Genomic DNA, 23,823 nt, shown 5'->3' with positions numbered 1-23,823 from the left:
TCGCCATGCTGCTGCGCCGATCGGGCGTGCCGCTGCTCGCGCTGGCGCTGTTCGCCGGGCCGGTGCTGGCCGGCTGCGGGTCGGACGAGCCGGAGGAGTCGGCGGCCGAGCTGCTCGACCGGGCCAAGCAGACCCTCGACGAGGCCGAGAGCGCGCACTTCGTCCTGGACAGCGAGGGGGCGCCGGCGACCGGGACCGTGCTGGTCGGTGGGGAGGGCGACATCGCCCGCCCGGCCTCCTTCGACGGCACGCTGCAGGTCCTCGCGCTGGGCTCCACGCTGGACCTCGAGGTGGTCTCCGTCGACGGCACCGTCTACGCCCAGCTTCCCTTCACCAGCGGCTTCAGCGTGATCGAGCCCGCGCAGTTCGGCTTCGGCGACCCCGGCGACCTGCTGGACCCCGAGACGGGCATCTCGCAGCTCCTGGCCGAGGCGAGCTCGGCGGAGCTGGGGGAGGAGCGCCGCGTCGACGGCGAGGTCGTGCGCGAGGTGACCGCCGAGCTGCCCGGCGACCTGGTGGAGCAGGTGTTCGCCAGCGAGGACCCGTCCCAGCCGGTGCAGGCCCGCTTCTCCGTCGCCGCCGACAGCGGTGAGCTGCGCCGGGCGGAGCTCACCGGTCCGTTCTTCGCCGCCGGTGAGGACGCCACGTACATCCTCGAGCTCAGCGACTTCGGGGCCGATGTCGAGATCACCGCACCGGCCACCGGCTGAGGCCGCGGCCGCCGCCTCCCGGCAGGCTCCGGGCCTGGCGGCGATCGCCCTCGCCACCCTCGCCGTCCTGGTCACGGCCGCGGACACCTACGTCGTCGTCCTGGCGCTGCCCGACATCCTCACCGGTGTCGGCGTCGGCCTGGACGAGTTGCAGAAGGCGACGCCCATCGTCGGCGGCTTCCTGCTGGGCTACACCGCCACGCTGCCGCTGCTCGGCCGGCTGGCCGACCTGCGCGGGCGGGTGCCGGTGCTCATCGGCTGCCTGCTGCTGTTCGCGCTCGGCTCGCTGCTGACCGCGACGGCGGAGTCGCTCGGGCTCGCCGTGGCCGGGCGGGGCCTGCAGGGCATCGGCGCGGGCGGGCTGGTGCCGGCCACGCTGGCGCTGGTCGCCGACCGCTGGCCGCCGGAGCGCCGCGCGCTCCCGCTGGGCGTGGTCGGTGCGGTGCAGGAGGCCGGCGCCGTGCTGGGCCCGCTGGCGGGCGCCGCGGTGCTGGCGGTGGCCGACTGGCGGGCGATCTTCTGGCTCAACCTGCTGCTGGGGCTCGGCCTCGCCGCCGGCGTGCTCCTCACCGGGCGGGTGCGCCGGCCGGACCTGGTGGGCCTGGCGCTCGCCGTCGTCGCCGCCGGTGCACTGGCCCTGCTGCTGGCCGAGCCCCCGGAGCTGGCCGAGGACGTCACCCTGGGGCTGCTCTACGTCCCCCTGGCCGACGGCCGGCCGTGGACCACCCCGCTGCTGCTGGTCACCGTCCTCGCCACCGCGGCGCTGGCGGCCCGCAGCCTCGCCCACCCGGCCGGCGCGGTGCTGCCGCTGCGCGGGCTGGGCCGGCTCGCCCGCGAGGTCGACGTCACCGGCTCGGCGCTGGCCGTGGTGGCGCTGGGCGCGCTCGTCTGGGCCTTCGCCGCCGCCGACACCTCCCGGGAGGTCGTCGCGCACGGCTGGCTGCTGCTGCCGCTGGCCGCCGTCGCCGGGGTGCTCTTCGTGCTGCACGAGCGGCGCACGCCGGCCCCGGTCCTGCCGCTGGCGGCGCTGCGCCCGGTCGGCGCGTGGGGCGCCCTGCTGGTCAACCTCTTCGTGGGTGCGGCGCTGGTGGCCGCGCTGGTCGACGTCCCGCTGTTCGCCCGGGCCACGACGACGCCCGGGGACCAGCTGGGTGCGGCCCTGGTGCTGCTGCGGCTGCTGGTCGCCGTGCCGGTCGGCGCCGTCGCCGGGGGGTGGCTCTGCCGGGTGGTGCCACCGCGCCTCGTCGCCGGCACCGGGATGGCCCTGACCGCCGTCGCGTTCCTGGCCATGACCGGATGGGACGAGCGCTCGCTGGACGGGGCCTGGTCGACCGTCGTCCTCGCCGCCGCCGGGCTCGGGTTCGGGCTGGCGATCGCGCCGGTGAACGCCGTCCTGCTGGGGGTCACGCCGGGGGAGGTGCACGGCAGCGCCGGGGCGCTCGCCGTCGTCGCCCGGACCGTCGGGATGCTGGCGGGGCTGTCGCTGCTCACCGCGGTGGCGCTCCGCCGGTTCACCGCCGAGGTGGCGGCGATCGGCACCCCGATGGAGCTGTGCCCCGCGAGCCCGGCCGACTGCGCCGCCTACGACGCCGCGACCGAGGCCGCGCTGCTCACCCAGCTGCACACGGTCTTCGCGGGAGCGGCGATCGCGGCCGCGCTGGCGGCGGTGGCGGCGTTGGTGCTGCTGCGCGGTCAGGTCCGGGGTCCAGCGCCGGCCTGATGCGCACGGGCCGACGTCGGCATGCCGGCGGTGGGACACTGGTCCCGAGCCGGATCCACGGCTCCCGGACGAGCGGTGCCGTACCCGGTGTGCGACAAGACGGCGCCAGAGAGGCTCGTCATGGCGTGGCTGGTGCTGATCGTGTCCGGAGTGCTGGAAGCGGTGTGGGCGGTCTCCCTGGACCGTTCCGTGGGGTTCACCCGCCCCGTGCCGACGGCGGTCTTCTTCGTCGCCCTGGCGGGGAGCATGGGCGGGCTCGCCCTCGCCATGCGGGAGCTGCCGCTCGGGACGTCCTACGCGGTGTGGGTGGGCATCGGCGTGACGCTCACCGTCATCTACTCGATGGTCACCGGCGCGGAACCGGTCTCGCCGGTCCGGGTGCTGCTGCTGGCGGGGATCGTCGGCTGCGTCGTCGGCCTGAAGGTCATCAGCTGAGCCCGGACGCCCGAGAGGGCAGTCGGAGTCGCGCCCGCCCGCGCGTCCGCGCGGGTCGGCGACCACGACTGCCCTCTCGGGGGCGGCGCTCCTCGGTCAGAGGGTGAAGACGATCTTGCCGTTGGTGCGGCCCTCGAGCATCCGCTGGAAACCCTCGCGGGCCTGCGCCAGCGGCAGCTCGACGTCGATCTGCGGGCGGATGCCGGTGACCCGGCACATCTGGATGAGCGCCTCGAGCTCGGCCTTCGTGCCCATCGTCGAGCCGATGACCGACAGCTGGGTGAAGAAGACCCGGTTGAGCTCGGCGCCGGGGTTGAAGCCGGTGGTCGCGCCGGAGGTGACCAGCACGCCGCCGGGCTTGAGCGACTTGATGCTGTGGCTCCAGGTGGCCTCGCCGACGGTCTCCATCACGCCGTCGACCCGCTCGGGCAGCCGTGCGCCGCTCTCGAAGGCCTGCTCGGCGCCCAGCGCCAGCGCGGCGGCCCGCTTCTCCTCGCTGCGCCCGGTCACCCACATCCGGTAGCCGGCCGCACGGCCGAGGACGATCAGGGCGGTCGCGACGCCACCGCTGGCGCCCTGCACGAGGACGGTCTGCCCCGGGCGCAGCCCCGACTTCACGAAGAGCATCCGGTAGGCGGTCAGCCAGGCGGTGGGCAGGCAGGCGGCCTCGGCGAAGGAGAGGTCGGCCGGCTTCGGCAGCAGGTTGCGCCGGGGGACGGCGACCTTCTCCGCCATCGACCCCTGGTGCACCTCCGACAGCAGCGAGCGCTTCGGGTCCAGCGTCTCGTCACCCATCCAGTCGGGCGTGGAGAGGACCCCGTGGACGACGACCTCGTTGCCGTCCTCGTCGATGCCGGCGGCGTCCGTGCCGAGGATCATCGGCATGCGCTCGGCGGGCAGGCCGATGCCCTGCAGGCTGAACAGGTCGTGGTGGTTGAGCGAGACCGCCTTCACCTGGATCGTCGTCCAGCCGTCGGGTGCCTGGGGCTCGGGGCGGTCGCCCACCTCCAGCACGGAGAGCGGGTCCTTCGGAGCGGGGGCGGAGACGAAGGCGGCAAGCATGGTCGGACGCTAACCGAGTGCGTCGTCGAGGGCTACGCGGGTCGCCGGGGAACCCCCGGCGACCCGCGCCCGGCAACCCCTACCGGATCGCCACGCCCTCGCGGTCGAACAGCAGCAGCTCCCCGAGGTGCACCCGGAGCGGGAGCTCCGTCCCCTCCTGGACGCCGAGCCGCTTGTCCAGGCGGACGACGAGGTGGTCCCCGCGGGACCGGGCGCCCTCGGACAGCCCGACCGGCTGGACGAACGCGAAGACCTCCGACCCCGTGCGCTCCGCGCGGGCGACCCGCACGGTCAACCGGTCGGCCGCACCGGCCTGGCCGGCGTCGGCGACATCGACGCCCTCGGGTCGGATGCCGACCGTCACCGGCCCGGATTCGTGCCCGGCCGGGGGAACCGGCACCTGCAGGGAGTCGGTGATCACCGCCTGCCCGTCACGGACCGGCACGTCGTCGAGGAGGTTGATCGACGGCGAGCCGATGAACCCGGCGACGAACGTGTTGACCGGCCGTTCGTAGAGCTCGGTGGGGGTGCCGATCTGCTGCAGCCGGCCGTCGTGCAGGACGACGACGCGGTCCCCCATGGTCATCGCCTCCGTCTGGTCGTGGGTCACGTAGACCGTGGTGGTGCCCAGCCGCTTCTGCAGCGCCGCGATCTCGGCCCGGGTCGAGACGCGGAGCTTGGCGTCCAGGTTGGACAGCGGCTCGTCCATGCAGAAGACCTTCGGGTCGCGCACGATCGCGCGCCCCATAGCCACCCGCTGGCGCTGGCCGCCGGACATCTTGGCCGGCTTCCGGTCCAGCAGGTCCTCCAGCTGGAGGATGCGGGCGGCCTCGGCCACCCGGCTTCGGATCTCGCCGGGACCGACCCCGAGGTTCCGGAGCGCGAACGCCATGTTCTCGCCCGCCGTCATGTTGGGGTACAGCGCGTAGCTCTGGAACACCATCGCCACGTCGCGGTCGCGCGGCCGGCGGTCGGTGACGTCGACGCCGTCGATCAGCACCCGCCCGGAGCTGACCGGCTCCAGGCCGGCCAGCATCCGGAGGGTGGTGGACTTGCCGCAGCCGGACGGGCCCACGACGACGAGGAACTCGCCGTCGTCGATCTCCAGGTCGAGGGCGTCGACCGCCGGGCGTTCGCTGCGTGGGAACGTGCGGCTCGCCGCCTCGAAGGTCACCGCCGCCATGGGTACGTCCCGTCCCGTTGGTCGACGGTCACAGCTTGGGCTCGATGTCCCGCTCGAAGACCGTCTGGCTCTCCTCCTCCAGCTCGGCGAAGACCGTCTCCACGTCTTCGCCGCCGATCGTGATGCGGTCCAGGCCGGCGCCGATGCGGGCACCGCCGCCGGGCAGGAACACCCGGGCGTAGTCCTGCGGTGCGGTCACGGCGAGCTGCTCGAGCGCCGTGCGGGCGTTGGGGTTCTCGTCGAGGTAGGCCTGCATGTCCGGGTGGTCGATGGCGTCCTGCTGCACCGGCATGTACCCGGTGGCCTGGCTGAACTTCACGGTGTTGTCGCCGTTGGTGAGGAAGGCGATCAGCTCCATGGCGGCTTCCTTGCGCTCGTCGGAGATGCGCTCGGGGATCGCCAGACCCGCACCGCCGGTGGGGACCCCGGGGGGCGGGCCGGGGAGGAAGGCCGTACCGAACTCGAACTGCGCGGCTTGGCTCAGCCCGCGGAGGGAGCCGGTCGACTGGAGCAGTGAGGCGGCCTGACCGGCGCCGAACTGGTTGTTGGCGTCGTTGGAGATGGCGATGTGCTGCTGGTTGTACTGGTCCTGCAGGAAGCGCCCGGCCTCCAGCGACTCCTCGGAGGTGAAGGTCATGTCCCACTCATCGGAGTAGGCGCCGCCGAAGGTCCAGATCATGCCCTGGAACATCCAGTCGAGGTAGTTGCTGCCGTCGGGCAGGACCATGGGTGCCACGCCCCCGTTGGCCGCGGCCAGCTCGGGCGCCCACTCAGCCCACTCCGCCCACGTCTCCGGGCCGCGGTCGGGGAGACCGGCGGCGCTCCACATGGCCTTGTTGTAGTAGAAGAGCGGGGTCGACCGCGCGTAGGGCAGGGCGTAGTGCTCGCCCTCGAACTCGTAGTCCTCGCGCAGCGAATCCACGTACCCCGCGGTGTCCACGCCGGTGGTCTCCCACAGCGGGTCCATGGGCGTGATCGCGCCGGTGAGTGCGAAGTTGAACCAGGTGACGTCGGAGACCACGAGGACGTCCGGCAGCTCGCCACCGGACAGGGCGGCGTTGTACCTCTGCGCCACCTCCTCGTAGCTCTTGCCCGCGGTGACCAGGTTGACCTCGATGCCGGACTCGGCCTCGAACGCCTCGAGGAGCTCGGTCTCGACCCCCTTGGACTCGCCCGGGTGGTTCGACCAGAACGTCAGCGACTCGACCGGGCCGCCGCCGTCGGCACCGGCGTCGTCGGACGAGCCGGTGCCGGCGCACCCGGCAAGCGTGAGCGCGGCGATCGCCGCCGCGCCGGTGACGCGGAGGAGGGGGCGGTGACGTGCGGGCATGTACGGGCTCCTGTCATAGGTGGCTCGGTGGGTCTCCGGGTTGGTGCGCCCGGGGGTCTGCGGGTCATCCCTTGACGGCGCCGGCGGTGAGGCCCTTGATCATGTGACGCTGCAGCGCGAGGAAGATGAGCAGGATCGGCAGCATGGTCAGGGCCGTACCGGCCAGTACCGGTCCCCAGTTGGTCAGCCCCTGGGTGTCCTGGAGCTGGGCGAGTCCGACCGGGAGCGGGGCGACGGAGGAGTCGTCGGCGATCAGGAGCGGCCAGAGGTACTGGTTCCACTCGTTGACGATCGTGATCAGCGTGAACGCGATGAGGGTGGGCCACGACATCGGCAGGACCACTCGCCACAGCATCCTGAGCGGGCCGGCGGCGTCCATCTCCGCGGCCTCGAGGATCTCGGCCGGCAGCGAGAGGAAGTGGTTCCGCATGAGGAACGTCCCGAACGCCACCCCCGCCAGCGGGACGATGATCCCGGTGAAGCTGTTCCGCCAGCCCAGCTCGGCGACCAGGGCGTAGTTGCTGATCACCGTGATCTGGTTGGGCACCATCAGGCTGCCGATGATGAACAGCAGCACGGCGGTGCGGCCCGGGAAGCGCAGGAAGGCGAGGGCGAAGGCCGAGAGCACCCCGAGGGCGACCTGGACGACGGTCAGCGTCGCGGTGATGATCACCGAGTTGCGCAGGTAGTCGGTGAAGGCGACCCCGCCGGCGGTGGAGTAGTTGTCCAACGTCGGCGGGCTCGGCAGCCAGGTGACCGGCACGGTGTAGATGTCGGGTCGTTCCTTGAGTGACGACACCAGCAGCCAGTACAGGGGCAGGGCGATCACCAGCACGACCAGCAGGAGGCCGGCGTAACCGCCCATCCGAGCCAGCGGCCTGGTGCGCCCGGCGGTGGTCGTGGCGCTCACCGCTGCCGCCCTCGCTCCATGACGCGGACCTGCACGAGGGTGATGACCAGCAGCGCGACGAACATGATCGAGGCGACGGTGGCGCCGTAACCGGCACGCTGGTTGACGAAGGTTTCCTGGTAGACCTGGTAGACCATCGTGGTCGTGCCGTTGCCCAGCGGGCCGCCCCGGGTCATGGTGTCGATGACGTCGAAGACCTGGAAGCTGTTGAGCAGCACGGTGATCGTCAGGAAGAACGTCGCCGGTCGCAGCTGGGGCCAGGTGACCCTGCGGAACTTCGTCCAGGCGGAGGCGGCGTCGATCTCGGCGGCCTCGTCGAGCTCGGCCCGCCGTCCCTGCAGCGCGGCGAGGTAGATGACGAAGGTGTAGCCCAGGTTCTTCCAGATGTAGGTCACCGTCACCATGAACAGCGCCCACTCCGGATCCTGGTAGAACGCCGGTGCCGTCACCCCGATGCGGCCCAGGAGATCCTGGACGAGGCCGAAGGTGGGGTCGAAGACGAACTGGAACGCCACCCCGACCGCGGCGCCGGCGAGCACGAACGGCGCGAAGACCAGGGAGCGGACGGCGTTCCGGCCGAACAGCTTCTGGTCGAGCAGCAGCGCCAGTGCCAGCCCGAGTGCCATCGATCCGAGGACCGCCGCGCCGGTGAAGACGACGGTGTTCCACAGGACCGTGTGGCCGTCGGAGCTGGTGAACCACTCGACGTAGTTGTCCACGCCGATGTAGTCGGCGGTGGGCGAGGAGATGTTCCAGTCGGTGAACGACAGCCGGATGTTGTCGATCAGCGGTCGGTACGTGAAGACCACGAGGAGTACGAGGTTCGGCAGCAGGAACGCGCTGGCGAGGAGGATGCCACGCCCACGGCGCCGTGCAGGACGAGCCGGCGGCCGGGGCGAGGGTGCCGGGGCAGCCGCGCTCGGCGCACCGGCGACGAGGTCGGTGGCCACGGAGGCACGGTCGCGTCCGTCGGTGAATGGGCTCCGGTACCTGGGGGGCCGGATGGTCGCCGGACGGTGAACATCAGGTGGTCAGCGGTCGGAGCACGTCGGGGAGCGGCGCTCGCGGTCGCCGGAGCTGTCAGCGGACGACGACTCCTGGCCGCTTCCGCGCTCCGGTCCGCTCCTCGCTCGTTCCTCGCTGCGATGCTCCCGGGGCTGTCAGCGGACGATGACGAGGAACTCCCCGCGCGGCACGAACTCGCCGATCACCGGCGACCCGGGGATCTCCCCGCCGAGCAGCAGGCCGCCGGACGTCTGCGCGTCGGCCAGGAGCAGCGCCTCGTCCTCGGAGACCGTCGACAGGTCGGTGTGCGGGCGCACCCAGTCGAGGTTGCGCCGGGTGCCGCCGGAGACGAACCCGGCGGCCAGCGCCTCGCGCGCCCCCGCCAGGTAGGGGACGGCGGCGGCGTCGACCACGGCGGTGACCCCACTGGCCCGCGCCATCTTGTAGAGGTGGCCCAGCAGTCCGAACCCGGTGACGTCGGTGCCGGCGCGGATCCCGGCGGCGACCGCGGCCTGCCCGGCGTCCCGGTTCAGCGCGGTCATCGAGGCGACCGCCTCCTCCGACACCTCACCGGTCGCCTTCATCCGGCTGTTGAGCACCCCGACGCCCAGCGGCTTGGTGAGGGTCAGCGGCGTCCCGGCGACGGCCCCGGCGTTGGTGATGATCCGGTCGACGTCGACCACGCCGGTGACCGCCATCCCGTACTTGGGCTCCGGGTCGTCGATGGAGTGCCCGCCACCGACGTGGCAGCCGGCCTCCTGGGCCACCTCCAGCCCGCCGCGCAGCACCTCGGCGGCGAGCTCGGCGGGCAGCACGTCCCGCGGCCAGCCGAGCAGGTTCACCGCGACGACCGGGGTGCCGCCCATGGCGTAGACGTCGGAGAGCGCGTTCGCCGCGGCGATCCGGCCGAAGGTGTACGCGTCGTCGACGACGGGGGTGAAGAAGTCGGTCGTGAGCACCAGGCCCTGACCGCCGGCGATCCGGACCACCGCGGCGTCGTCGCCGTCGTCCAGGCCGATCACCAGCTCGGCGTTCGGCGACGCGGGGCCGGTGGCGGTCAAGCCGGCGACGACGGCTTCGAGCTCGCCGGGCGGGATCTTGCAGGCGCAGCCACCGCCGTGGGCGTACTGGGTGAGGCGGACGCGGGCGGGTGCGGTGGTCACGCCGTCGAATCTAGGCCCGGCCGCCGGGGAGGACGACCAGTCGGGGTGGGCACGGGGCCGCGGGACGCCGCCGCAGGCCCCGCCCGGCCGGATGGGCGCCGCCCCCGCCGGTGTGCGGAGGGACGCCGAGGTCACCCAGCTCGCGCGGCGGGGCGGCCTCGGCGGTGAGCCGGGCGCTGTCGATGCGGTCCGCGCGGAACCAGCGCAGCGCCTGGCGATCGCGGCACCAGGCCACCAGGAACTCGTGCGCGCCGGTGCGGACGAGCAGCTGCGGCTCCACCGTCCGCTCCGACCAGCGTCCTTCCCGGTCGCGGTAGTCGAGGACGAGCACGCGCCGCTCGGCCAGCCCGGCCTCGACGGACCGCCGCACCTCCGCGACGCGAGCGGCGTCGGCGGCCACCCACCGGCTGCTGGCCAGCATCTGCGCCCGCCGGTGCGGATCCGGTTCCAGCGCGGTCAGCACCTTCTCCAGGGCCGCCCGGCCGGCCTCGGCGTACGGGCCGCCGGGGGAGGCTGCGAGGGCGGCGGCGACGGCCGCGGCCTCCTCGGGGGCGAGGGCGACCGGCGGCAGCGTGGCGGGGGAGCGGGACCCGGTGCGCTTCACGGGTCGGATGCTCGCACCGCCCACCGACAGTTCCGGGGAGCCGGCGGGGACGTAGGCTTCCCGGCGGAGGCGTCAGGGTGTCTGGTGGCCCCCGCGGCCTCTAAAGCCGACGTGGCCGAGCATCTCGGCCAGGCGGGTTCGATTCCCGTCCGCCTCCGCCAACTTCCCGCACATACGCTGCGGGGCGATGATCCAGGACCCGCAGCGCGCCGACCCACGCCGGCAGGTGCCGCGCACCGACACCCTGCTCGCCGATCCGCGGCTGGCCGCGGCCGGCGAGCGGCTGGGCCGGGGCCTGGTGAAGAGCGCCGTCCAGCGGGTGCAGCAGCGGGTCCGCGCCGGCGAGGTGGCCCCCGACGACGCCGTCGACGCCGTTCTCGCCGGGCTGCCCGCGACGGCGTCGAGCCTGCGCCCGGTGCTGAACGCGACCGGCGTCGTCGTGCACACCAACCTCGGCCGGGCGCCGCTGTCGCCGGCCGCCGTCGAGGCGGTGGTCGCGGCCAGCGGCACCACCGACGTCGAGCTCGACCTGGCCACCGGCCGGCGCGGCCCGCGCGGGGAGGCGGCGATCGCCGCCCTCCTCGACGCCGTCCCCGCCGCCGAGGCCGCGATCGTGGTGAACAACTGCGCCGCCGCCCTCGCCCTCGTCGCGACCGCCCTCGGGCAGGGGCGGGAGCTGGTGCTGGCCCGCGGCGAGCTGGTCGAGATCGGCGACGGCTTCCGCATCCCGGAGCTGCTGCAGACCACCGGCGCCCGGCTGCGCGAGGTCGGCACCACCAACCGCGTGACGCTCGCCGACTACCGCGGCGCCCTCGGCCCCGGCACCGGCGCCGTGCTGAAGGTGCACCCGTCGAACTTCGTCGTCCGGGGCTTCACCCGCGCCGTGGAGGTGGGGGAGCTGGCGGCCGCCCTGGCGGGCACCGGTGTTCCGCTGGTGGCCGACGTCGGGTCGGGGCTGCTTCGCCCGCACCCGCTGCTACCCGACGAGCCCGACCTGCAGAGCACCCTTGCCGCCGGTGCGGACCTGGTCCTCGCCAGCGGGGACAAGCTGCTCGGCGGCCCGCAGGCCGGCCTGGTCCTCGGCCGGGCGGAGCTGGTGCAGACGCTGCGGCGGCATCCGCTCTACCGCGCGCTGCGGGTGGACAAGACGACGCTGGCCGCGCTGGAGGCGACGCTGCGCGGTCCGCTGCCGCCGGTGCAGGAGATGCTCGCCGCCGGCGCCGAGGCGCTCCGGGAGCGGGCGCAGGCCCTCGCCGCCCGGCTGTCGGCCGCCGGGATCCCGGCCGAGGCGGTCGACGCCGACTCGCGCGTCGGCGGGGGCGGGGCGCCGGAGCACCCGCTGCCCGGCGCGGCCGTCGCCCTGCCGGAGGCGTTCGCCGGGCCGCTGCGCCTGGGCGCCACGCCGGTGGTCGGCTACGTCGAGGACGGCCGGACCCTGCTGAACCTCCGCAGCGTGCCGCCGTCCGCCGACGGCGACCTCGCCGCCGCGGTGCTGGGGGTGGCTCGCCGGTGGACGTGATCGCCACCGCCGGCCACGTGGACCACGGCAAGTCGGCCCTGGTCCGGGCGCTCACCGGCATGGAGCCCGACCGCTGGGCCGAGGAGCGCCGCCGCGGGCTGACCATCGACCTCGGCTTCGCCTGGACGACGCTGCTCTCGGGCCGCCGGCTGGCCGTCGTCGACGTCCCGGGGCACGAGCGGTTCGTGGGCAACATGCTCGCCGGCGTCGGCTCGGTGCCCGCCGCCCTGGTCGTCGTAGCGGCCGACGACGGGTGGTCGGCGCAGACCGCCGAGCACGTCGCCGTCCTCGACGCGCTCGGTGTGCGGCACGCGCTGCTCGCCGTCACCAAGGCCGACCTCGCCGACCCCGCGCCGGTGCTCGCCGACGTCACCGAGCGGCTGGCCGGGACGTCGATGGGCGGGGTGCCCGGGGTGGCGGTCAGCGCGGTGACCGGCGCCGGCCTGTCCGAGCTGACCGGCGCGCTGGAGGCCCTGCTCGCCGGGCTGCCGGCCCCGGACCGGACCGCACCCGTGCGGCTGTGGATCGACCGCGCCTTCACCATCAAGGGCGCCGGGACCGTGGTGACCGGCACCCTCGCCGGCGGCTCCGTCACGGCCGGCGACCGGTTCCTGCTCGGCGACCGCGAGGTGACCGTGCGCGGCGTCCAGTCCCTCGGCGAGCCCGTCGAGCGGGCCGACGCCACCGCGCGCGTCGCGCTGAACCTGCGCGGGATCGCGGTGGAGGAGCTCTCCCGTGGTGACGCCCTGCTCACCCCGGGCGCCTTCCGGTTCACCGACGTCGTCGACGTCAGCCTCACCGCCGAGCCCGGCGAGCGGCTGCCCGGCGAGCCGGTGGTGCACGTGGGCTCGGCCACCGTCGGTGCCCGGCTCCGTCCCCTGGACGGCGCCGCGGTGCGGCTGCGGCTGGACCGCCCGCTGCCGCTGCGCATCGGGGACCGGCTGCTGCTGCGCGATCCCGGCGCCCGGCGGGTGCTCGGTGCCGACGTCCGGGACGTCGACCCACCCGAGCTGCGCCGCCGCGGCGCCGCCCGGCAGCGGGCCGCCGAGCTGTCCGCGCAGCCGGACGGGGCCGCGGGCGCCGCCGCCGACCTGGCCCGCCGCCGGATCGTGCGCGCGGAGGACTTCGCCGCCATGGGTTGGCCCGAGCCGCCCGGTGCCACCCGGCACGGACCGTGGCTGCTCGCCGCCGGGCTGGCCGAGGAGCTCGCCGCCCGGGTGCCCGACGTCGTCGGCCGCTACCGGCGGCTGCGCCCGCTGGAGCCCGGACCGCCGGCCGAGGTGGTGCGCCGGGCCCTCGACCTGCCCGACGCCGAGCTGGTGCCGGCGCTCGTCCGGCCGCCGCTGGTGCTGCGCGCCGGGCGGGTCGTCGACGGCGCCGCGGACCTGCCGCCGGAGGTGCAGCGGGCGGTCGACGAGATCCGCGCCCGGCTGGCGGCCGACCCGTTCGCCGCCCCCGAGGCGCCCGACCTGGTGGCCGCGGGGCTCGGCGTGCGGGAGCTGGCCGCCGCCGTCCGCAGCGGGCAGCTGGTGCCGATCGGCGAGGGGGTCTACCTGGCCCCCGGGATCGCCGGCACCGCCCGGGCGCGGCTGGCGGACCTCCCTCAGCCGTTCACCCTCAGCCAGGCCCGCCAGGCGTGGGGCACCAGCCGCCGGGTCGCCGTTCCGCTGATGGAGTGGCTCGACGCCCAGGGCGTCACCGAGCGGCTGCCCGACAACACCCGCCGGCTGCGGTAGACGGCCTGCTCCGGCTCCGCGCGGGCTGGGCAAGGTGCGGCTCGAGTTCAAGGGCAACGCGGACATCCGCCAGCTCGGGCAGATGATCGCCACCTACGTCCTGTGAGCACGGTCCGTCTCTGCCCAGCCCGGCTGGGCAGAGACGGACCTTCCCCGGAGTGGTCCTCCGTCAGCCTGCGGAGGGCACCCAGCGGGCGGGGCGCTTCTCGCGGAAGGCGGCGATGCCCTCCTGACCCTCCTCGCCGGCGAAGAACCGCGCCGAGAGGTCGAGCAGGTCGTCGAACCGCAGTTCCGGCTGCCGGGCGCGCAGCAGCCGCTTGGTCTCGGCCAGCGCGGCCGGGGCGCCGGCGGCCAGCGCGGTCAGCTGGCCGGCGAGCACCGCGTCCACCTCGTCGTCTCCCGCCACCAGGTCGACCAGGCCACCGGCGGCCGCCGCGGTCGCGTCGAACACCTCGCCGGTGAGCATCAGCCGGTGGGCGACGTGGGTGGTCATCCGCGGCAGCACCACCGCCGAGATGACCGCCGGCACCAGCCCGAGCCGCACCTCGGAGAACGCGAACGTCGACGACGACGCCGCGACGACGACGTCGCAGGCCGCCAGCAGGCCCACACCGCCGGCGCGCGCCGGGCCCCGGACCACAGCGACGACGGGCTTGGACGCAGACCACACCTGCGACAGGAGCTCGGGGAACTCCCGCACCCCCTGGTCCTCCGACGAGCCGCCGGAGGCCTCGGCGAGGTCCATCCCGGAGCAGAACACCCGGCCGGTGTGGTCGAGGACGACCACCCGCACCGCGTCGTCGGCCAGGGCGTCGTCGAGGGCCGCCCGCAGCTGGGCGCGCATCGCCCGGGAGAGCGCGTTGCGGTTGGCGGGGGAGTCGAGGGTCAGCGTGGCGACGCCGCCGGACACGGACACCTGGAGCACTCGGTCGGAGGTCACGTCCGGCATCCTGCCGCGCGACGGCCCGCGCGCGGCACACTGGGAGCAGATGAACACCGTCCTGCCGCTGCTGAACGACCCCGGCCCGCCTCCCGGTTCACCCGGCCCCGACCGGCTTCCCGCCAGCGCCCGCGCCGGCCTGGCCACCACGCCGTTCGGGCTCTACGTGCACGTGCCCTTCTGCGCGACGCGCTGCGGCTACTGCGACTTCAACACCTACACCTCCGAGGAGCTGGGCCCGGGCGCGAACCGGACCGAGTACGCCGGCACCGCGATCGCCGAGCTGCGGCGGGCCGTCCGCACCCTGGGGCCGGACCTGCCGACGGTCTCCACCGTCTTCGTGGGCGGCGGCACCCCCACCCTCCTGCCGGCCGACGACCTGGCCGCCGTCCTCGCCGCGGTCCGGGACCTGTTCCCCGTGGCCGACGACGTCGAGGTGACCACCGAGGCCAACCCGGAGACCGTCTCGCCCGCCTCGCTGGCCCGGCTCCGCGAGGCCGGCTACACGCGGGTCAGCCTGGGCATGCAGTCCGCCGCCCCGCACGTGCTGGCCGCGCTGGACCGGCGGCACACGCCGGGCCGCGCCGTCGAGGCCGCGCAGGAGGCCCGCGCCGCCGGGTTCGAGCACGTCAACCTCGACCTGATCTACGGCACGCCGGGGGAGACCGACGCCGACTGGGCCGCTTCGCTCGACGCCGTCCTCGCCTCGCCGGTGGACCACGTCAGCGCCTACGCGCTGATCGTCGAGGAGGGCACGAAGCTCGCCCGCCGGGTGCGACGGGGCGAACTCCCGATGCCCGACGACGACGTCCTCGCCGACCGCTACGAGCAGGCCGACGCGACCCTGGGGGGCGCGGGCTTCGGCTGGTACGAGGTGTCCAACTGGGCGACCTCCGACGCGGCGCGCTGCCGGCACAACGAGCTCTACTGGGCCAACGCCAACTGGTGGGGGATCGGGCCGGGCGCGCACAGCCACGTCGGCGGGCTCCGCTGGTGGAACGTCAAGCACCCGGCCGCCTACGCCGACCGGCTGGCCCGGGACGAGAGCCCGGCCCAGGACGCCGAGCTGCTCGACGACGCCGACCGCGCCCTGGAGGCGGTCATGCTCGGGCTGCGGCTGCGCGACGGGCTGCCGCTGACGGCGCTGACCGAGACCGGCCGCGCCCGCGCCACCGAGGCCGTCGCGGAGGGGCTGCTCGAGGCGCCGGCCCACGCCGCGGGCCGCGCCGTCCTCACCGACCGCGGCCGGCTGCTGGCCGACGCGGTGGTCCGCGATCTGACCGACTGAGATCCGCCGATCCCGGGATCTCACCCGAAAGAGCGGAATCGCGGAACCGGTTCTGGGCTATGGTGCCCGTTCCGGCAACGGCGCCGGGCGTGGTCGAGGGGGTGGTCGGAAGTGCTCGCAGCAGGAGTGCGCCCGACCCAGGACCCCTCACCGGGCGTCCCGGTCGCCGTCGCGGCCCCACCGTTCGCGCTGTCCGGCGGCGTACGGCTCGCCCTGGCGATGAACCGCCGCGCCAGGGGTCTGCGCGGGCTCGACGTCCTCCGGCGCAGCCAGGACAGGGCCCCGCCGGAGCGCTCCTGACTCCGTTCCCGGAGTCGCAACCGCCCGTCCTGACGCGCCACCGACCGGTGACCGCGTCCTTCCGCGTTGCCAGAAGGAGATCCGCATGTCCGCCCGCACCGATGTCACGACCGCCTCTTCGGCGGACCGCTTCCGCACCCTGCTGGAGGCCCAGCGCACCGACGCCGTCCAGCAGCGGGAGGAGGCGCTCGCCGAGTGCGCCACGTCGGTGCCCGACCCGGTCGCCCAGCGCCGCAGCGCCGACCTGCAGCGGACGATCGAGGAGATCGACGCCGCCCTCGCGCGGATCGAGGAGGGCACCTACGGCCGGTGCACGGGGTGCGACGCCGCCATCCCCGAGGAGCGCCTGGAGCTGCGCCCGTTCGCCCGCACCTGCGTGGCCTGCACCGCCGCCGCCTGAGCTCCCCGTCGCCGGCCGGATCTGACGGATGTCAGAACCGGCCGGCGACGTCCGGCACTACTGATCGGGTGCCGCGCCCGGCAGGCTCTCCGGCATGGACCGCGCACCTGCCCTGGACCTCCGCGGGCTGACCGTCCGCTACGGCGGCACGGTGGCCGTCGACGACCTCTCCCTCACGATCCCGCGGGGCCAGACCGTCGCCCTCCTGGGGGCCAACGGCGCCGGCAAGTCCACCACGGTGAACGCGGTGCTCGGCCTGCTGAACCCCACGTCCGGAACCGTCCAGGTGCTCGGCCGGGACCCGCGCGACGCCGTCCGTGCCGGCAGCGTCGGCGCCATGCTCCAGCACGGTGGGTTGCCCACGGAGGCGCGGGTCGGCGAGGTCCTCGACCTGGTCCGCCGCAGCTTCCCGACGGCGTGGCCGCTGGACGACCTGGTGGTCACCGCCGGCATCGACGGCCTGCTCGGCCGTCCGGTGGACGCCCTCTCCGGTGGCCAGCGGCAACGCGTCCTGCTCGCGCTCGCCCTGGCCGGCGCCCCGCCGCTGCTGCTCCTGGACGAGCCGACGTCGGCCATGGACGTCGAGGGACGCCGTGCCTTCTGGACGACGATGCGCGGACTGGCCGACCGGGGGCACACCGTCGTCTTCGCCACCCACCACCTGGACGAGGCCGACGCGGTGGCCGACCGGGTGGTGGTGATGGCCGGGGGCCGGGTGGTCGCCGACGGCTCCACCGCCGAGGTCAAGGCCGGGGTCAGCGGCCGCACCATCTCCTTCACCGCGGCGCCGGGCCGACGGTTCGACGACGTCCCGGCGGTCACCGCGGTGAGCCGGCAGGGTGCCACCGTGGTCCTGGCGACCGCCGACGCGGACACGACCCTCCGGGCGCTGCTGGCCGACGGCGGGCTGCCCGATCTCGAGGTGCGCGGCGCCACGCTGGAGGACGCCGTGCTGTCCCTCATCTCCGCCCGCGGGACGCACCCGACGGGAGCCACCCGATGAACCCGCTGTTCGCCTTCCAGCTCCGCCGCGTCGCCCGGAACAAGCAGTTCGTCTTCTTCACCGTCCTGCTACCGGCGCTGTTCACGGTCTTCCTGACGCGGATCATCGGCGGGCAGATGGCCGGGGCGGCCGAGCGTCAGGACGTCGCGGCGTCGATCATGGTCTCGATGATGGCCTACGGCGCCATCGGTGCCGCCCTGGGCGCGACCATCCGCATCTCCTTCGACCGGGCCTCGGGCTGGCTGCGCCAGCTGCGGGTCACCCCGGTGCCGCAGACCCAGGTGTTCGCCGTCGACGTCGCCGTCGGCGTGCTGCTCACCCTGCCGAGCCTGCTGGTCGTGGCGCTGGTCGGCCGGTTCGTCAACGGCATCCGGCTGGACCCGGGGACCTGGCTGGCCCTGGTGGCGGTGCTCTGGGCCGGCTCGGCCGCCTTCGTGGCCCTCGGCATCCTGGTCGGCCTGGGCCTGGACGAGAAGGCGGCGGGTGGCGCGATCGGCATCCTCGGCGTCGTGCTGGCCGCCCTGGGCGGGCTGTGGTGGCCGGTGGAGATGCTCCCGGGCGCGATGCGCGGCCTGGCGTACGCGCTGCCCTCCTACTGGTACGCCGAACTCGGGCGCAGCGTGCTCGGCGCGGACCTCCTCTCGCTCGCCGCCGTCCTCGCGCTCGCTGCGTACACCGCCGGCTTCGGGGCGCTCGCGGTGCTCGTCGCGCGCCGCCGGCCGCTCCACGCCGTCTCCGGCTGAGCTGGCTACGGTCCCGGGCATGGACATGTCGAGCCGCTGGCAGCAGCTGGGGTGGGCGCTGCCGTGGCTGCTGTTCCAGCTCTTCCCGGTGCTCGACCTGATCGGCACGCCGCGGCCGGCCGGCGTGCGGATCGCCGCCGCCGTCTTCCTCGTCGTCTTCACCGCCGCCTACCTGACGGTGTTCGCCCGCGCCTTCGCACCCGGGTGCTCCCCGGCGTACCGCGAGCTGGCGGTCGTGGCGGTGCTCGGCGTGGGGCTCGCCTTCTGGCTGGGGACGCCGTGGGCCGGGCTGATGATCTACCTGTCTGCCGCGGTCGCCGTCACCCTGCCCGAGCGGTGGGTGTGGCCGGCCGTGGTCGGCGCGACCGCCGTCTGCGCCACGGTGGCCCTGCTCGAGGACGCGCTCGACGACGTCTTCTTCCTGCCGCTGCTGTGCCTGCTCACCGCCTTCGCGCTGCGCGGCACCCGCTACCTGATCGCGGTCAACTCCGAGCTGACCGAGGCCCGGGAGGAGCTCGCCCGCAACGCCGTCGCCGAGGAGCGGCTGCGCTTCGCCCGCGACCTGCACGACCTGCTCGGCCACAGCCTGTCGCTCATCGCGCTCAAGAGCGAGCTGGCCGGCCGGCTCGCCGAGCGCGACCCGGTGCGGGCGAGGCAGGAGATGGCCGACGTCGAGGCGGCCGCCCGGCGGGCGCTCGCGGAGGTGCGTGACGCCGTCAGCGGCTACCGGCAGGTCAGCCTGGCCCAGGCGCTGGCCGAGGCGCGCTCCGCGCTGTCGGCCGCCGGCATCGCGCTGCGCGCCCCGGCCCCGGGTGAGCCGCTGCCGGGCACGGTCGACGCCGTCCTGGGCTGGGTGGTCCGCGAGGCGACCACCAACGTGCTCCGGCACAGCGACGCCCGGACGGTCGTCGTCGGGCTGACCCGCGCGGCGGACCGCGTCGAGCTGACGGTCACCGACGACGGGCGGGGCAGCACCGCGCCGGCCGGGGACGGGCTCAGCGGGCTCGCCGAGCGGGTGGCGAGCGCCGGCGGGCGCCTGGCGCACGGCCCGGCCGACGGCCGCGGCTTCCGCGTGTGCGCCGTGCTCGCTGTGGCCGCGTCGGTCGCGGCCGGGCGGGGCCCCGGGCAGGGGGTGGCGCCGTGATCCGGGTACTGCTGGCCGAGGACCAGACGATGGTCCGCGGGGCGCTGCGCGCGCTGCTGGAGCTGGAGGAGGACATCGAGGTCGTCGCCGAGGTGGGCCGCGGTGACGCCGTCGCCGCCGCCGCGGTGGAGCACCGGCCCGACGTCGCCCTGCTGGACATCGAGATGCCCGGGGCGGACGGGCTCACCGCCGCCGGCGAGCTGGCCACGGTCCTGCCGTCGTGCCGGGCGGTGATCCTCACGACCTTCGGGCGGCCGGGCTTCCTGCGCCGGGCCATGGAGGTCGGCGCCGCCGGGTTCCTGGTCAAGGACGCGCCCGTCGCCGAGCTCGCCCGGGGCATCCGCGCGGTCATGGCCGGTGAGCGGGTCATCGACCGCGACCTCGCCGCCGCCGCGCTGGCCATCGGCGCGACGCCCCTGTCCACCCGCGAGGCGGACGTGCTGCGCGCCGCCGCCGGGGGCGCGACGGTCGCCGACATCGCCGGCCGGCTGTTCCTGTCGGAGGGGACGGTGCGCAACTACCTGTCGTCGGCCATCGGCAAGACCGGGGCCCGGACCCGGGTGGAGGCCGCGCGGGTGGCGGAGGAGAAGGGCTGGCTGTAGGTCAGCCGCCGCGCCGGCCGGGCACCGGGGGCTGGGCCGGGATGGCGGCGGTCGCCGGGCCCGCCTGCGTCTGCACCGGGGTGAGCGCGTCGAGGTCGAGCACCCGCACGTGGATCACGGTGCGCTGCTGCAGGGCGGCCCGCAGCGCCCGGTGCAGCCCGTCCTCCAGGTACAGCTCCCCGTGCCACTGCACCGCGTGGGGGAAGAGGTCGCCGTAGAAGGTCGAGTCGTCGGCCAGCAGCGCGTCCAGGGCCAGCTCGCGCTTCGTCGTCGTCAGGGTGTCCAGCCGGACCTGCCGCGGCGGGATCATCGCCCAGTCGCGGGTGGACAACCCGTGGTCGGGATACGGGCGGCCGTTCCGCACGCCTTTGAAGATCAGGGGACCGACCTCCGCTCTCCGCCCCGTCCCGGGGCATCCCACCCCACCCTAGCCGCCGCCGGGGACCGGCCGTCGCCGGTCGGGAGGCGCACGTCACGTGCCCCGCGAGCCACGCGACGGCACCGCCGGGCGGACGTATGCTGGCCTGGCACTCTGTCCGTGCGAGTGCCAGGCCGGGGTCGTCCCCGGCCGGCCCGCCGCCGCGGGTCCCGCATCCCGGGGGCGCTGCGCACGGCGCGTCGACCGGTACGGGGAGGTGACACCGTGGCGCACGACGAACGCCGCCTGGAGGTCCTCCGGGCCATCGTCCAGGACTTCGTCTCCACCAACGACCCGGTGGGCAGCAAGGCCCTCGCCGAGCGGCACGACCTCGGCGTGTCCCCGGCGACCATCCGCAACGACATGGCGGTGCTCGAGGAGCAGGGCTACATCACCCAGCCGCACACCAGCGCCGGGCGGGTGCCCACCGACAAGGGCTACCGGCTGTTCGTCGACCGGCTCTCGGCGGTGAAGCCGCTGTCGTCGGCCGAGCGCCGGGCGATCGAGCGGTTCCTCGACGGCGCCGTCGACCTGCACGACGTGCTCGGCCGCACGGTGCGGCTGCTGGCGCAGCTCACCCGCCAGGTCGCCGTCGTCCAGTACCCGACGCTCTCCCGCAGCGCCGTCCGGCACCTGGAGGTCGTGCAGGTCGCGGCCGGCCGGCTGCTGCTCGTGCTCATCACCGACACCGGCCGGGTGGAGCAGCGGGTGGTCGACTGCCCGGCCGACCTCGACGCCGGCGCCGTGCCGGAGTTGCGCACGCTGCTGAACTCCGCGTTCGCCGGGGTCAGGCTCGGCGAGGCGGGGGACAAGGTGCCGGGGCTGCTGGAGACGGCACCGCCGCACCTGCGGACCCTGGTCGCCGCGGTCAGCGCGACGCTGATGGAGACCCTCGTCGAGCCCAGCGAGGACCGGCTGGTCATCGGCGGGACGGCGAACCTCGCCCGCGGCAACGCGATGGACTTCCCCGGCACGATGCAGCCGCTGCTCGAGGCGCTGGAGGAGCAGGTCGTCGTCCTGCGCCTGATGGGCGAGGTCGACGCGAGCACCGTGCTGGTGCGGATCGGTGAGGAGAACGCCCACGAGGCGCTGTCGGGCGCCTCGCTGGTCACCGTCGGGTACGGCTCGACCGACCGGCCGCTCGGTGGCCTCGGCGTCGTCGGGCCGACCCGCATGGACTACCCAGGAAACATGGCCGCGGTCCGTGCCGTGGCCCGCTACGTCGGCCACCTGCTGGCCGAGAGCTGAGGACGAGACCTTCGATGGCAACCGACTACTACGGCGTGCTGGGCCTGGCCCAGGGGGCGACCGATCAGGACATCAAGCGCGCCTACCGGCGGCTGGCCCGTGATCTGCACCCCGACGTCAACCCCGACCCCGAGGCCAAGGAGCGCTTCCAGGAGGTCACCCGCGCCTACGAGGCGCTGACCGATCCGGAGAAGCGCCGCATCGTCGACCTGGGCGGTGACCCGTTCGACAGCGGTGGCGGGGCCGGCGCGGGCTTCGGCGGCGCTGGGTTCGGCGGCCTGGGCGACATCATGGACGCCTTCTTCGGTGGCGCCGCCACCCGCGGGCCGCGCAGCCGCACCCGCGCCGGCCGGGACGCCCTCATCCCGGTCGAGCTGGAGCTCGACGAGACCGTCTTCGGCGTCACCAAGGACCTCACCGTCGACACCGCCGTCCTCTGCGACACCTGCGCCGGTGCCGGTACCGCCCCCGGCACCCACGTGGCCACCTGCGGCACCTGCTCGGGCCGCGGCGAGGTGCAGAGCGTGCAGCGCGGCTTCCTCGGCCAGGTCGTCTCCAGCCGGCCGTGCCCGACCTGCTCGGGCACCGGTCAGGTCATCCCCGAGCCGTGCCCGAAGTGCGCCGGCGACGGCCGCGTCCGGGCCCGCCGCACCCTGTCGGTGAAGGTGCCCGCCGGGGTCGAGGACGGCATGCGCATCCGGCTCACCGGGCAGGGCGAGGTCGGCCCCGGCGGCGGCCCGGCGGGCGACCTCTACGTCGAGGTGCGGGAGCGGCCGCACGACGTGTTCACCCGCGACGGCGAGGACCTGCACTGCCGGGTGACCCTCCCGATGACGTCGGCGGCGCTCGGCACCACGCTGAACCTCAAGACGCTGGACGGCGAGGAGGAGCTGGACATCCGCCCCGGCACCCAGTCCGGCAGCGTGCTGACCCTCCGCGCGCACGGCGCTCCCCGGCTGCGCGCCACCGGGCGCGGCAACCTGGTGGTGCACGTCGAGGTGCAGACGCCGACCAGGCTCGACGGCGAGCAGGAGAAGCTGCTGCGCGAGCTCGCGGCGCTGCGCGGGGAGGACCAGGCCGACTCCCACCGCGAGGCCCAGGGCGGGCTGTTCTCCCGGGTCCGCGACGCGTTCAACGGGCGCTGAGCGTGAGCAGCCCGGAACCGGACGGCGCCCCCCTCTTCCTGGTCGAGGACCTGCCGGGGACCGACGAGCTGCTGGTCGCCGGGCCCGAGGGGCGGCACGCCGTCGAGGTGCTGCGGCTCCAGCCCGGGGAGCGGGTGCACGTGGGTGACGGCCGAGGCGCCGTCGCCGAGGGGCACGTCGTCGCCGCCGGGCCCGAGGGGCTGCGGGTGGCGGTGCAGGCCCGGTTCGAGGCGCCCGAGCCGGACCCGGAGTTCGTCCTGGTGCAGGCGCTGCCGAAGGGCGACCGCGGCCCCCTGGCGGTCGATCTCGCCACCGAGCTGGGCGTCGACCGCATCGTGCCGTGGCAGGCCGCGCGCTGCGTGACCCGCTGGCGCGACGACCGGGTGGGCAAAGGCGTCGCCAAGTGGCGCGCCGCCGCCCGCGCGGCCGGCAAGCAGTCCCGCCGGCCGCGGCTGCCCGAGGTCACCGAGCCGATGACCACCCGCGAGGTCTGCGGGCTGCTGGGCGACGCCGACCTCGCCGTCGTCCTGCACGAGCAGGCCCGCCGTCCGCTGGCGGAGCTGACCGTCCCGCAGGCGGGCACGGTCGTGATCGTCGTCGGCCCGGAGGGCGGGCTCTCCGACGGCGAGGTGGTCGCCTTCCGCGCCGCCGGCGCCGAGCCGGTGCGCCTGGGCCCCGAGGTGCTGCGCACCTCCACGGCCGGCGCCGCCGCCCTCGCCGCGCTGTCCGCCCGCACCCGCTGGACCTAGCGAGGCCTGGACGCTGTCCGCCCGCACCCGCTGGACCTGACGCGGCCTGGACGCTGCGCTCACCCGCACCCGCTGGACCTGACGCGGCCTGGACGCTGCGCTCACCCGCACCCGCTGGACCTGACGCGGCCTGGACGCTGCGCTCACCCACATACGTCTCACTGCGGTTATCGGACGCCGGATGACCGCAGTAAGGCGCATGCGGGCGCTACGGCTCACTTCAGCGCAGGGCGGCGCGGGCACGGTCGTGATCGTCGTCGGCCCGGAGGGCGGGCTCTCCGACGGCGAGGTGGTTGCCTTCCGCGCCGCCGGCGCCGAGCCGGTGCGCCTCGGCCCCGAGGTGCTGCGCACCTCCACGGCCGGCGCCGCCGCCCTCGCCGCGTTGTCCGCCCGCACCCGCTGGACCTAGCGAGGCCTGGACGCTGCGCTCACCCGCACACGTCTCACTGCGGTTATCGGACGCCGG

General features: G+C 75.1%; 25 protein-coding genes, 1 tRNA gene and 1 riboswitch. Of the genes, 17 read left to right on the top strand and 9 right to left on the bottom strand.

What is annotated here, in order from left to right; translation table 11 throughout:
• The first annotated feature begins 5 nt into the window (after window positions 1-5).
• From ACI790_RS10585 to ACI790_RS10575, 3 genes are all read left to right on the top strand, one after another.
• Window positions 6-710 (top strand): LppX_LprAFG lipoprotein, encoded by a 705-nt coding sequence (locus tag ACI790_RS10585; protein WP_456569747.1) that lies wholly within the window; start codon window positions 6-8, stop codon window positions 708-710.
• Window positions 679-2,430, top strand: coding sequence for an MFS transporter (locus tag ACI790_RS10580; RefSeq protein WP_456569746.1), 1,752 nt, complete (start codon window positions 679-681; stop codon window positions 2,428-2,430). The genes ACI790_RS10585 and ACI790_RS10580 overlap by 32 nt, the downstream gene beginning before the upstream one ends.
• A 43-nt stretch (window positions 2,431-2,473) precedes the next feature.
• Window positions 2,474-2,539: riboswitch (guanidine-III (ykkC-III) riboswitch) on the top strand.
• Between the two features lie 11 nt (window positions 2,540-2,550).
• Window positions 2,551-2,865: a DMT family transporter gene (locus ACI790_RS10575; protein WP_456569745.1), complete on the top strand. Its 315-nt coding sequence runs from the start codon at window positions 2,551-2,553 to the stop codon at window positions 2,863-2,865.
• A 96-nt stretch (window positions 2,866-2,961) separates the two neighbouring features.
• Here ACI790_RS10575 and ACI790_RS10570 read toward each other — a convergent pair whose 3' ends face one another.
• From ACI790_RS10570 to ACI790_RS10540, 7 genes are all read right to left on the bottom strand, one after another.
• Window positions 2,962-3,927: a zinc-binding dehydrogenase gene (locus ACI790_RS10570; protein ID WP_456569744.1), complete on the bottom strand. Its 966-nt coding sequence runs from the start codon at window positions 3,925-3,927 to the stop codon at window positions 2,962-2,964.
• A gap of 79 nt (window positions 3,928-4,006) precedes the next feature.
• Window positions 4,007-5,110 carry an ABC transporter ATP-binding protein gene (locus ACI790_RS10565; RefSeq protein WP_456569743.1) on the bottom strand — a complete coding sequence of 368 codons (1,104 nt, stop codon included), beginning with the start codon at window positions 5,108-5,110 and terminating at the stop codon, window positions 4,007-4,009.
• Between the two features lie 28 nt (window positions 5,111-5,138).
• The gene (locus tag ACI790_RS10560; RefSeq protein ID WP_456569742.1) at window positions 5,139-6,440 is read right to left on the bottom strand and encodes an ABC transporter substrate-binding protein; all 1,302 of its coding nucleotides are present in this window, start codon (window positions 6,438-6,440) and stop codon (window positions 5,139-5,141) included.
• Window positions 6,441-6,504: 64 nt separating this feature from the next.
• Window positions 6,505-7,350: a carbohydrate ABC transporter permease gene (locus ACI790_RS10555; RefSeq protein ID WP_456569741.1), complete on the bottom strand. Its 846-nt coding sequence runs from the start codon at window positions 7,348-7,350 to the stop codon at window positions 6,505-6,507.
• Window positions 7,347-8,300: a carbohydrate ABC transporter permease gene (locus tag ACI790_RS10550; RefSeq protein ID WP_456569740.1), complete on the bottom strand. Its 954-nt coding sequence runs from the start codon at window positions 8,298-8,300 to the stop codon at window positions 7,347-7,349. The genes ACI790_RS10555 and ACI790_RS10550 overlap by 4 nt, the downstream gene beginning before the upstream one ends.
• A gap of 210 nt (window positions 8,301-8,510) precedes the next feature.
• Window positions 8,511-9,518 (bottom strand): selenide, water dikinase SelD, encoded by a 1,008-nt coding sequence (selD, locus tag ACI790_RS10545; RefSeq protein ID WP_456569739.1) that lies wholly within the window; start codon window positions 9,516-9,518, stop codon window positions 8,511-8,513.
• Between the two features lie 10 nt (window positions 9,519-9,528).
• Window positions 9,529-10,122, bottom strand: coding sequence for a helix-turn-helix transcriptional regulator (locus tag ACI790_RS10540; protein ID WP_456569738.1), 594 nt, complete (start codon window positions 10,120-10,122; stop codon window positions 9,529-9,531).
• Between the two features lie 65 nt (window positions 10,123-10,187).
• Between ACI790_RS10540 and ACI790_RS10535 the strand changes: the two genes are divergently transcribed.
• The 3 genes from ACI790_RS10535 to selB all read left to right on the top strand — a co-directional run bounded on the left by ACI790_RS10535 (window position 10,188) and on the right by selB (window position 13,377).
• Window positions 10,188-10,283 (top strand) — tRNA-OTHER (locus ACI790_RS10535).
• 26 nt (window positions 10,284-10,309) lie between these two features.
• Complete coding sequence (gene selA, locus ACI790_RS10530; protein WP_456569737.1) at window positions 10,310-11,641, top strand: L-seryl-tRNA(Sec) selenium transferase; 1,332 nt, start codon at window positions 10,310-10,312, stop codon at window positions 11,639-11,641.
• The gene (selB, locus tag ACI790_RS10525; RefSeq protein ID WP_456569736.1) at window positions 11,632-13,377 is read left to right on the top strand and encodes a selenocysteine-specific translation elongation factor; all 1,746 of its coding nucleotides are present in this window, start codon (window positions 11,632-11,634) and stop codon (window positions 13,375-13,377) included. Before selA ends, selB begins: the two co-directional genes overlap by 10 nt.
• 169 nt (window positions 13,378-13,546) lie before the next feature.
• Here selB and ACI790_RS10520 read toward each other — a convergent pair whose 3' ends face one another.
• Entirely contained in the window at window positions 13,547-14,317 is a 771-nt protein-coding gene (locus tag ACI790_RS10520; RefSeq protein ID WP_456569735.1) for an enoyl-CoA hydratase-related protein, read from the bottom strand.
• Between the two features lie 49 nt (window positions 14,318-14,366).
• On the opposite strand from ACI790_RS10520, the gene hemW reads away from it, so the two are divergent.
• From hemW to ACI790_RS10485, 7 genes are all read left to right on the top strand, one after another.
• Entirely contained in the window at window positions 14,367-15,605 is a 1,239-nt protein-coding gene (hemW, locus tag ACI790_RS10515) for a radical SAM family heme chaperone HemW (protein WP_456569734.1), read from the top strand.
• A 111-nt stretch (window positions 15,606-15,716) separates the two neighbouring features.
• Window positions 15,717-15,905: a hypothetical protein gene (locus ACI790_RS10510; protein ID WP_456569733.1), complete on the top strand. Its 189-nt coding sequence runs from the start codon at window positions 15,717-15,719 to the stop codon at window positions 15,903-15,905.
• Between the two features lie 85 nt (window positions 15,906-15,990).
• Complete coding sequence (locus ACI790_RS10505; RefSeq protein WP_456569732.1) at window positions 15,991-16,305, top strand: TraR/DksA family transcriptional regulator; 315 nt, start codon at window positions 15,991-15,993, stop codon at window positions 16,303-16,305.
• A gap of 94 nt (window positions 16,306-16,399) precedes the next feature.
• The gene (locus ACI790_RS10500; protein WP_456569731.1) at window positions 16,400-17,308 is read left to right on the top strand and encodes an ABC transporter ATP-binding protein; all 909 of its coding nucleotides are present in this window, start codon (window positions 16,400-16,402) and stop codon (window positions 17,306-17,308) included.
• Window positions 17,305-18,051, top strand: a complete 747-nt coding sequence (locus ACI790_RS10495) for an ABC transporter permease (protein ID WP_456569730.1) — start codon at window positions 17,305-17,307, stop codon at window positions 18,049-18,051. Before ACI790_RS10500 ends, ACI790_RS10495 begins: the two co-directional genes overlap by 4 nt.
• Before the next feature lie 19 nt (window positions 18,052-18,070).
• On the top strand, window positions 18,071-19,195 hold the full coding sequence (locus ACI790_RS10490) for a sensor histidine kinase (protein ID WP_456569729.1): 1,125 nt from the start codon (window positions 18,071-18,073) through the stop codon (window positions 19,193-19,195).
• Window positions 19,192-19,797, top strand: coding sequence for a response regulator (locus ACI790_RS10485; protein ID WP_456569728.1), 606 nt, complete (start codon window positions 19,192-19,194; stop codon window positions 19,795-19,797). Before ACI790_RS10490 ends, ACI790_RS10485 begins: the two co-directional genes overlap by 4 nt.
• 1 nt (window position 19,798) lies before the next feature.
• On the opposite strand, the gene ACI790_RS10480 is transcribed toward ACI790_RS10485, so the two are convergent.
• The gene (locus ACI790_RS10480) at window positions 19,799-20,218 is read right to left on the bottom strand and encodes a type II toxin-antitoxin system VapB family antitoxin (protein ID WP_456569727.1); all 420 of its coding nucleotides are present in this window, start codon (window positions 20,216-20,218) and stop codon (window positions 19,799-19,801) included.
• 222 nt (window positions 20,219-20,440) lie between these two features.
• Between ACI790_RS10480 and hrcA the strand changes: the two genes are divergently transcribed.
• From hrcA to ACI790_RS10460, 4 genes are all read left to right on the top strand, one after another.
• Window positions 20,441-21,463 (top strand): heat-inducible transcriptional repressor HrcA, encoded by a 1,023-nt coding sequence (gene hrcA, locus ACI790_RS10475; protein ID WP_456569726.1) that lies wholly within the window; start codon window positions 20,441-20,443, stop codon window positions 21,461-21,463.
• 14 nt (window positions 21,464-21,477) lie between these two features.
• A complete protein-coding gene (dnaJ, locus tag ACI790_RS10470) occupies window positions 21,478-22,608 on the top strand; it encodes a molecular chaperone DnaJ (RefSeq protein WP_456569725.1) in 1,131 nt (376 codons plus the stop codon).
• A 2-nt stretch (window positions 22,609-22,610) separates the two neighbouring features.
• On the top strand, window positions 22,611-23,357 hold the full coding sequence (locus tag ACI790_RS10465) for a 16S rRNA (uracil(1498)-N(3))-methyltransferase (RefSeq protein ID WP_456569724.1): 747 nt from the start codon (window positions 22,611-22,613) through the stop codon (window positions 23,355-23,357).
• 181 nt (window positions 23,358-23,538) lie between these two features.
• Window positions 23,539-23,766, top strand: a complete 228-nt coding sequence (locus tag ACI790_RS10460; protein WP_456569723.1) for an RsmE family RNA methyltransferase — start codon at window positions 23,539-23,541, stop codon at window positions 23,764-23,766.
• Window positions 23,767-23,823 lie beyond the last annotated feature (57 nt).

The sequence above is a fragment of the Blastococcus sp. SYSU DS0539 genome, from assembly GCF_054050855.1.
The sequence above is the reverse complement of the archived record's forward strand: the minus strand, read 5'-3'. Positions and strand labels throughout refer to the sequence as shown.

Coding starts and splice junctions, on each gene's coding strand:
- ACI790_RS10585 (WP_456569747.1), top strand. CDS start 6: ATGCTGCTGCGCCGATCGGGCGTGCCGCTGCTCGCGCTGGCGCTGTTC.
- ACI790_RS10580 (WP_456569746.1), top strand. CDS start 679: ATGTCGAGATCACCGCACCGGCCACCGGCTGAGGCCGCGGCCGCCGCC.
- ACI790_RS10575 (WP_456569745.1), top strand. CDS start 2,551: ATGGCGTGGCTGGTGCTGATCGTGTCCGGAGTGCTGGAAGCGGTGTGG.
- ACI790_RS10570 (WP_456569744.1), bottom strand. CDS start 3,927: ATGCTTGCCGCCTTCGTCTCCGCCCCCGCTCCGAAGGACCCGCTCTCC.
- ACI790_RS10565 (WP_456569743.1), bottom strand. CDS start 5,110: ATGGCGGCGGTGACCTTCGAGGCGGCGAGCCGCACGTTCCCACGCAGC.
- ACI790_RS10560 (WP_456569742.1), bottom strand. CDS start 6,440: ATGCCCGCACGTCACCGCCCCCTCCTCCGCGTCACCGGCGCGGCGGCG.
- selA (WP_456569737.1), top strand. CDS start 10,310: ATGATCCAGGACCCGCAGCGCGCCGACCCACGCCGGCAGGTGCCGCGC.
- hemW (WP_456569734.1), top strand. CDS start 14,367: ATGAACACCGTCCTGCCGCTGCTGAACGACCCCGGCCCGCCTCCCGGT.
- ACI790_RS10505 (WP_456569732.1), top strand. CDS start 15,991: ATGTCCGCCCGCACCGATGTCACGACCGCCTCTTCGGCGGACCGCTTC.
- ACI790_RS10500 (WP_456569731.1), top strand. CDS start 16,400: ATGGACCGCGCACCTGCCCTGGACCTCCGCGGGCTGACCGTCCGCTAC.
- ACI790_RS10495 (WP_456569730.1), top strand. CDS start 17,305: ATGAACCCGCTGTTCGCCTTCCAGCTCCGCCGCGTCGCCCGGAACAAG.
- ACI790_RS10490 (WP_456569729.1), top strand. CDS start 18,071: ATGGACATGTCGAGCCGCTGGCAGCAGCTGGGGTGGGCGCTGCCGTGG.
- dnaJ (WP_456569725.1), top strand. CDS start 21,478: ATGGCAACCGACTACTACGGCGTGCTGGGCCTGGCCCAGGGGGCGACC.
- ACI790_RS10460 (WP_456569723.1), top strand. CDS start 23,539: ATGACCGCAGTAAGGCGCATGCGGGCGCTACGGCTCACTTCAGCGCAG.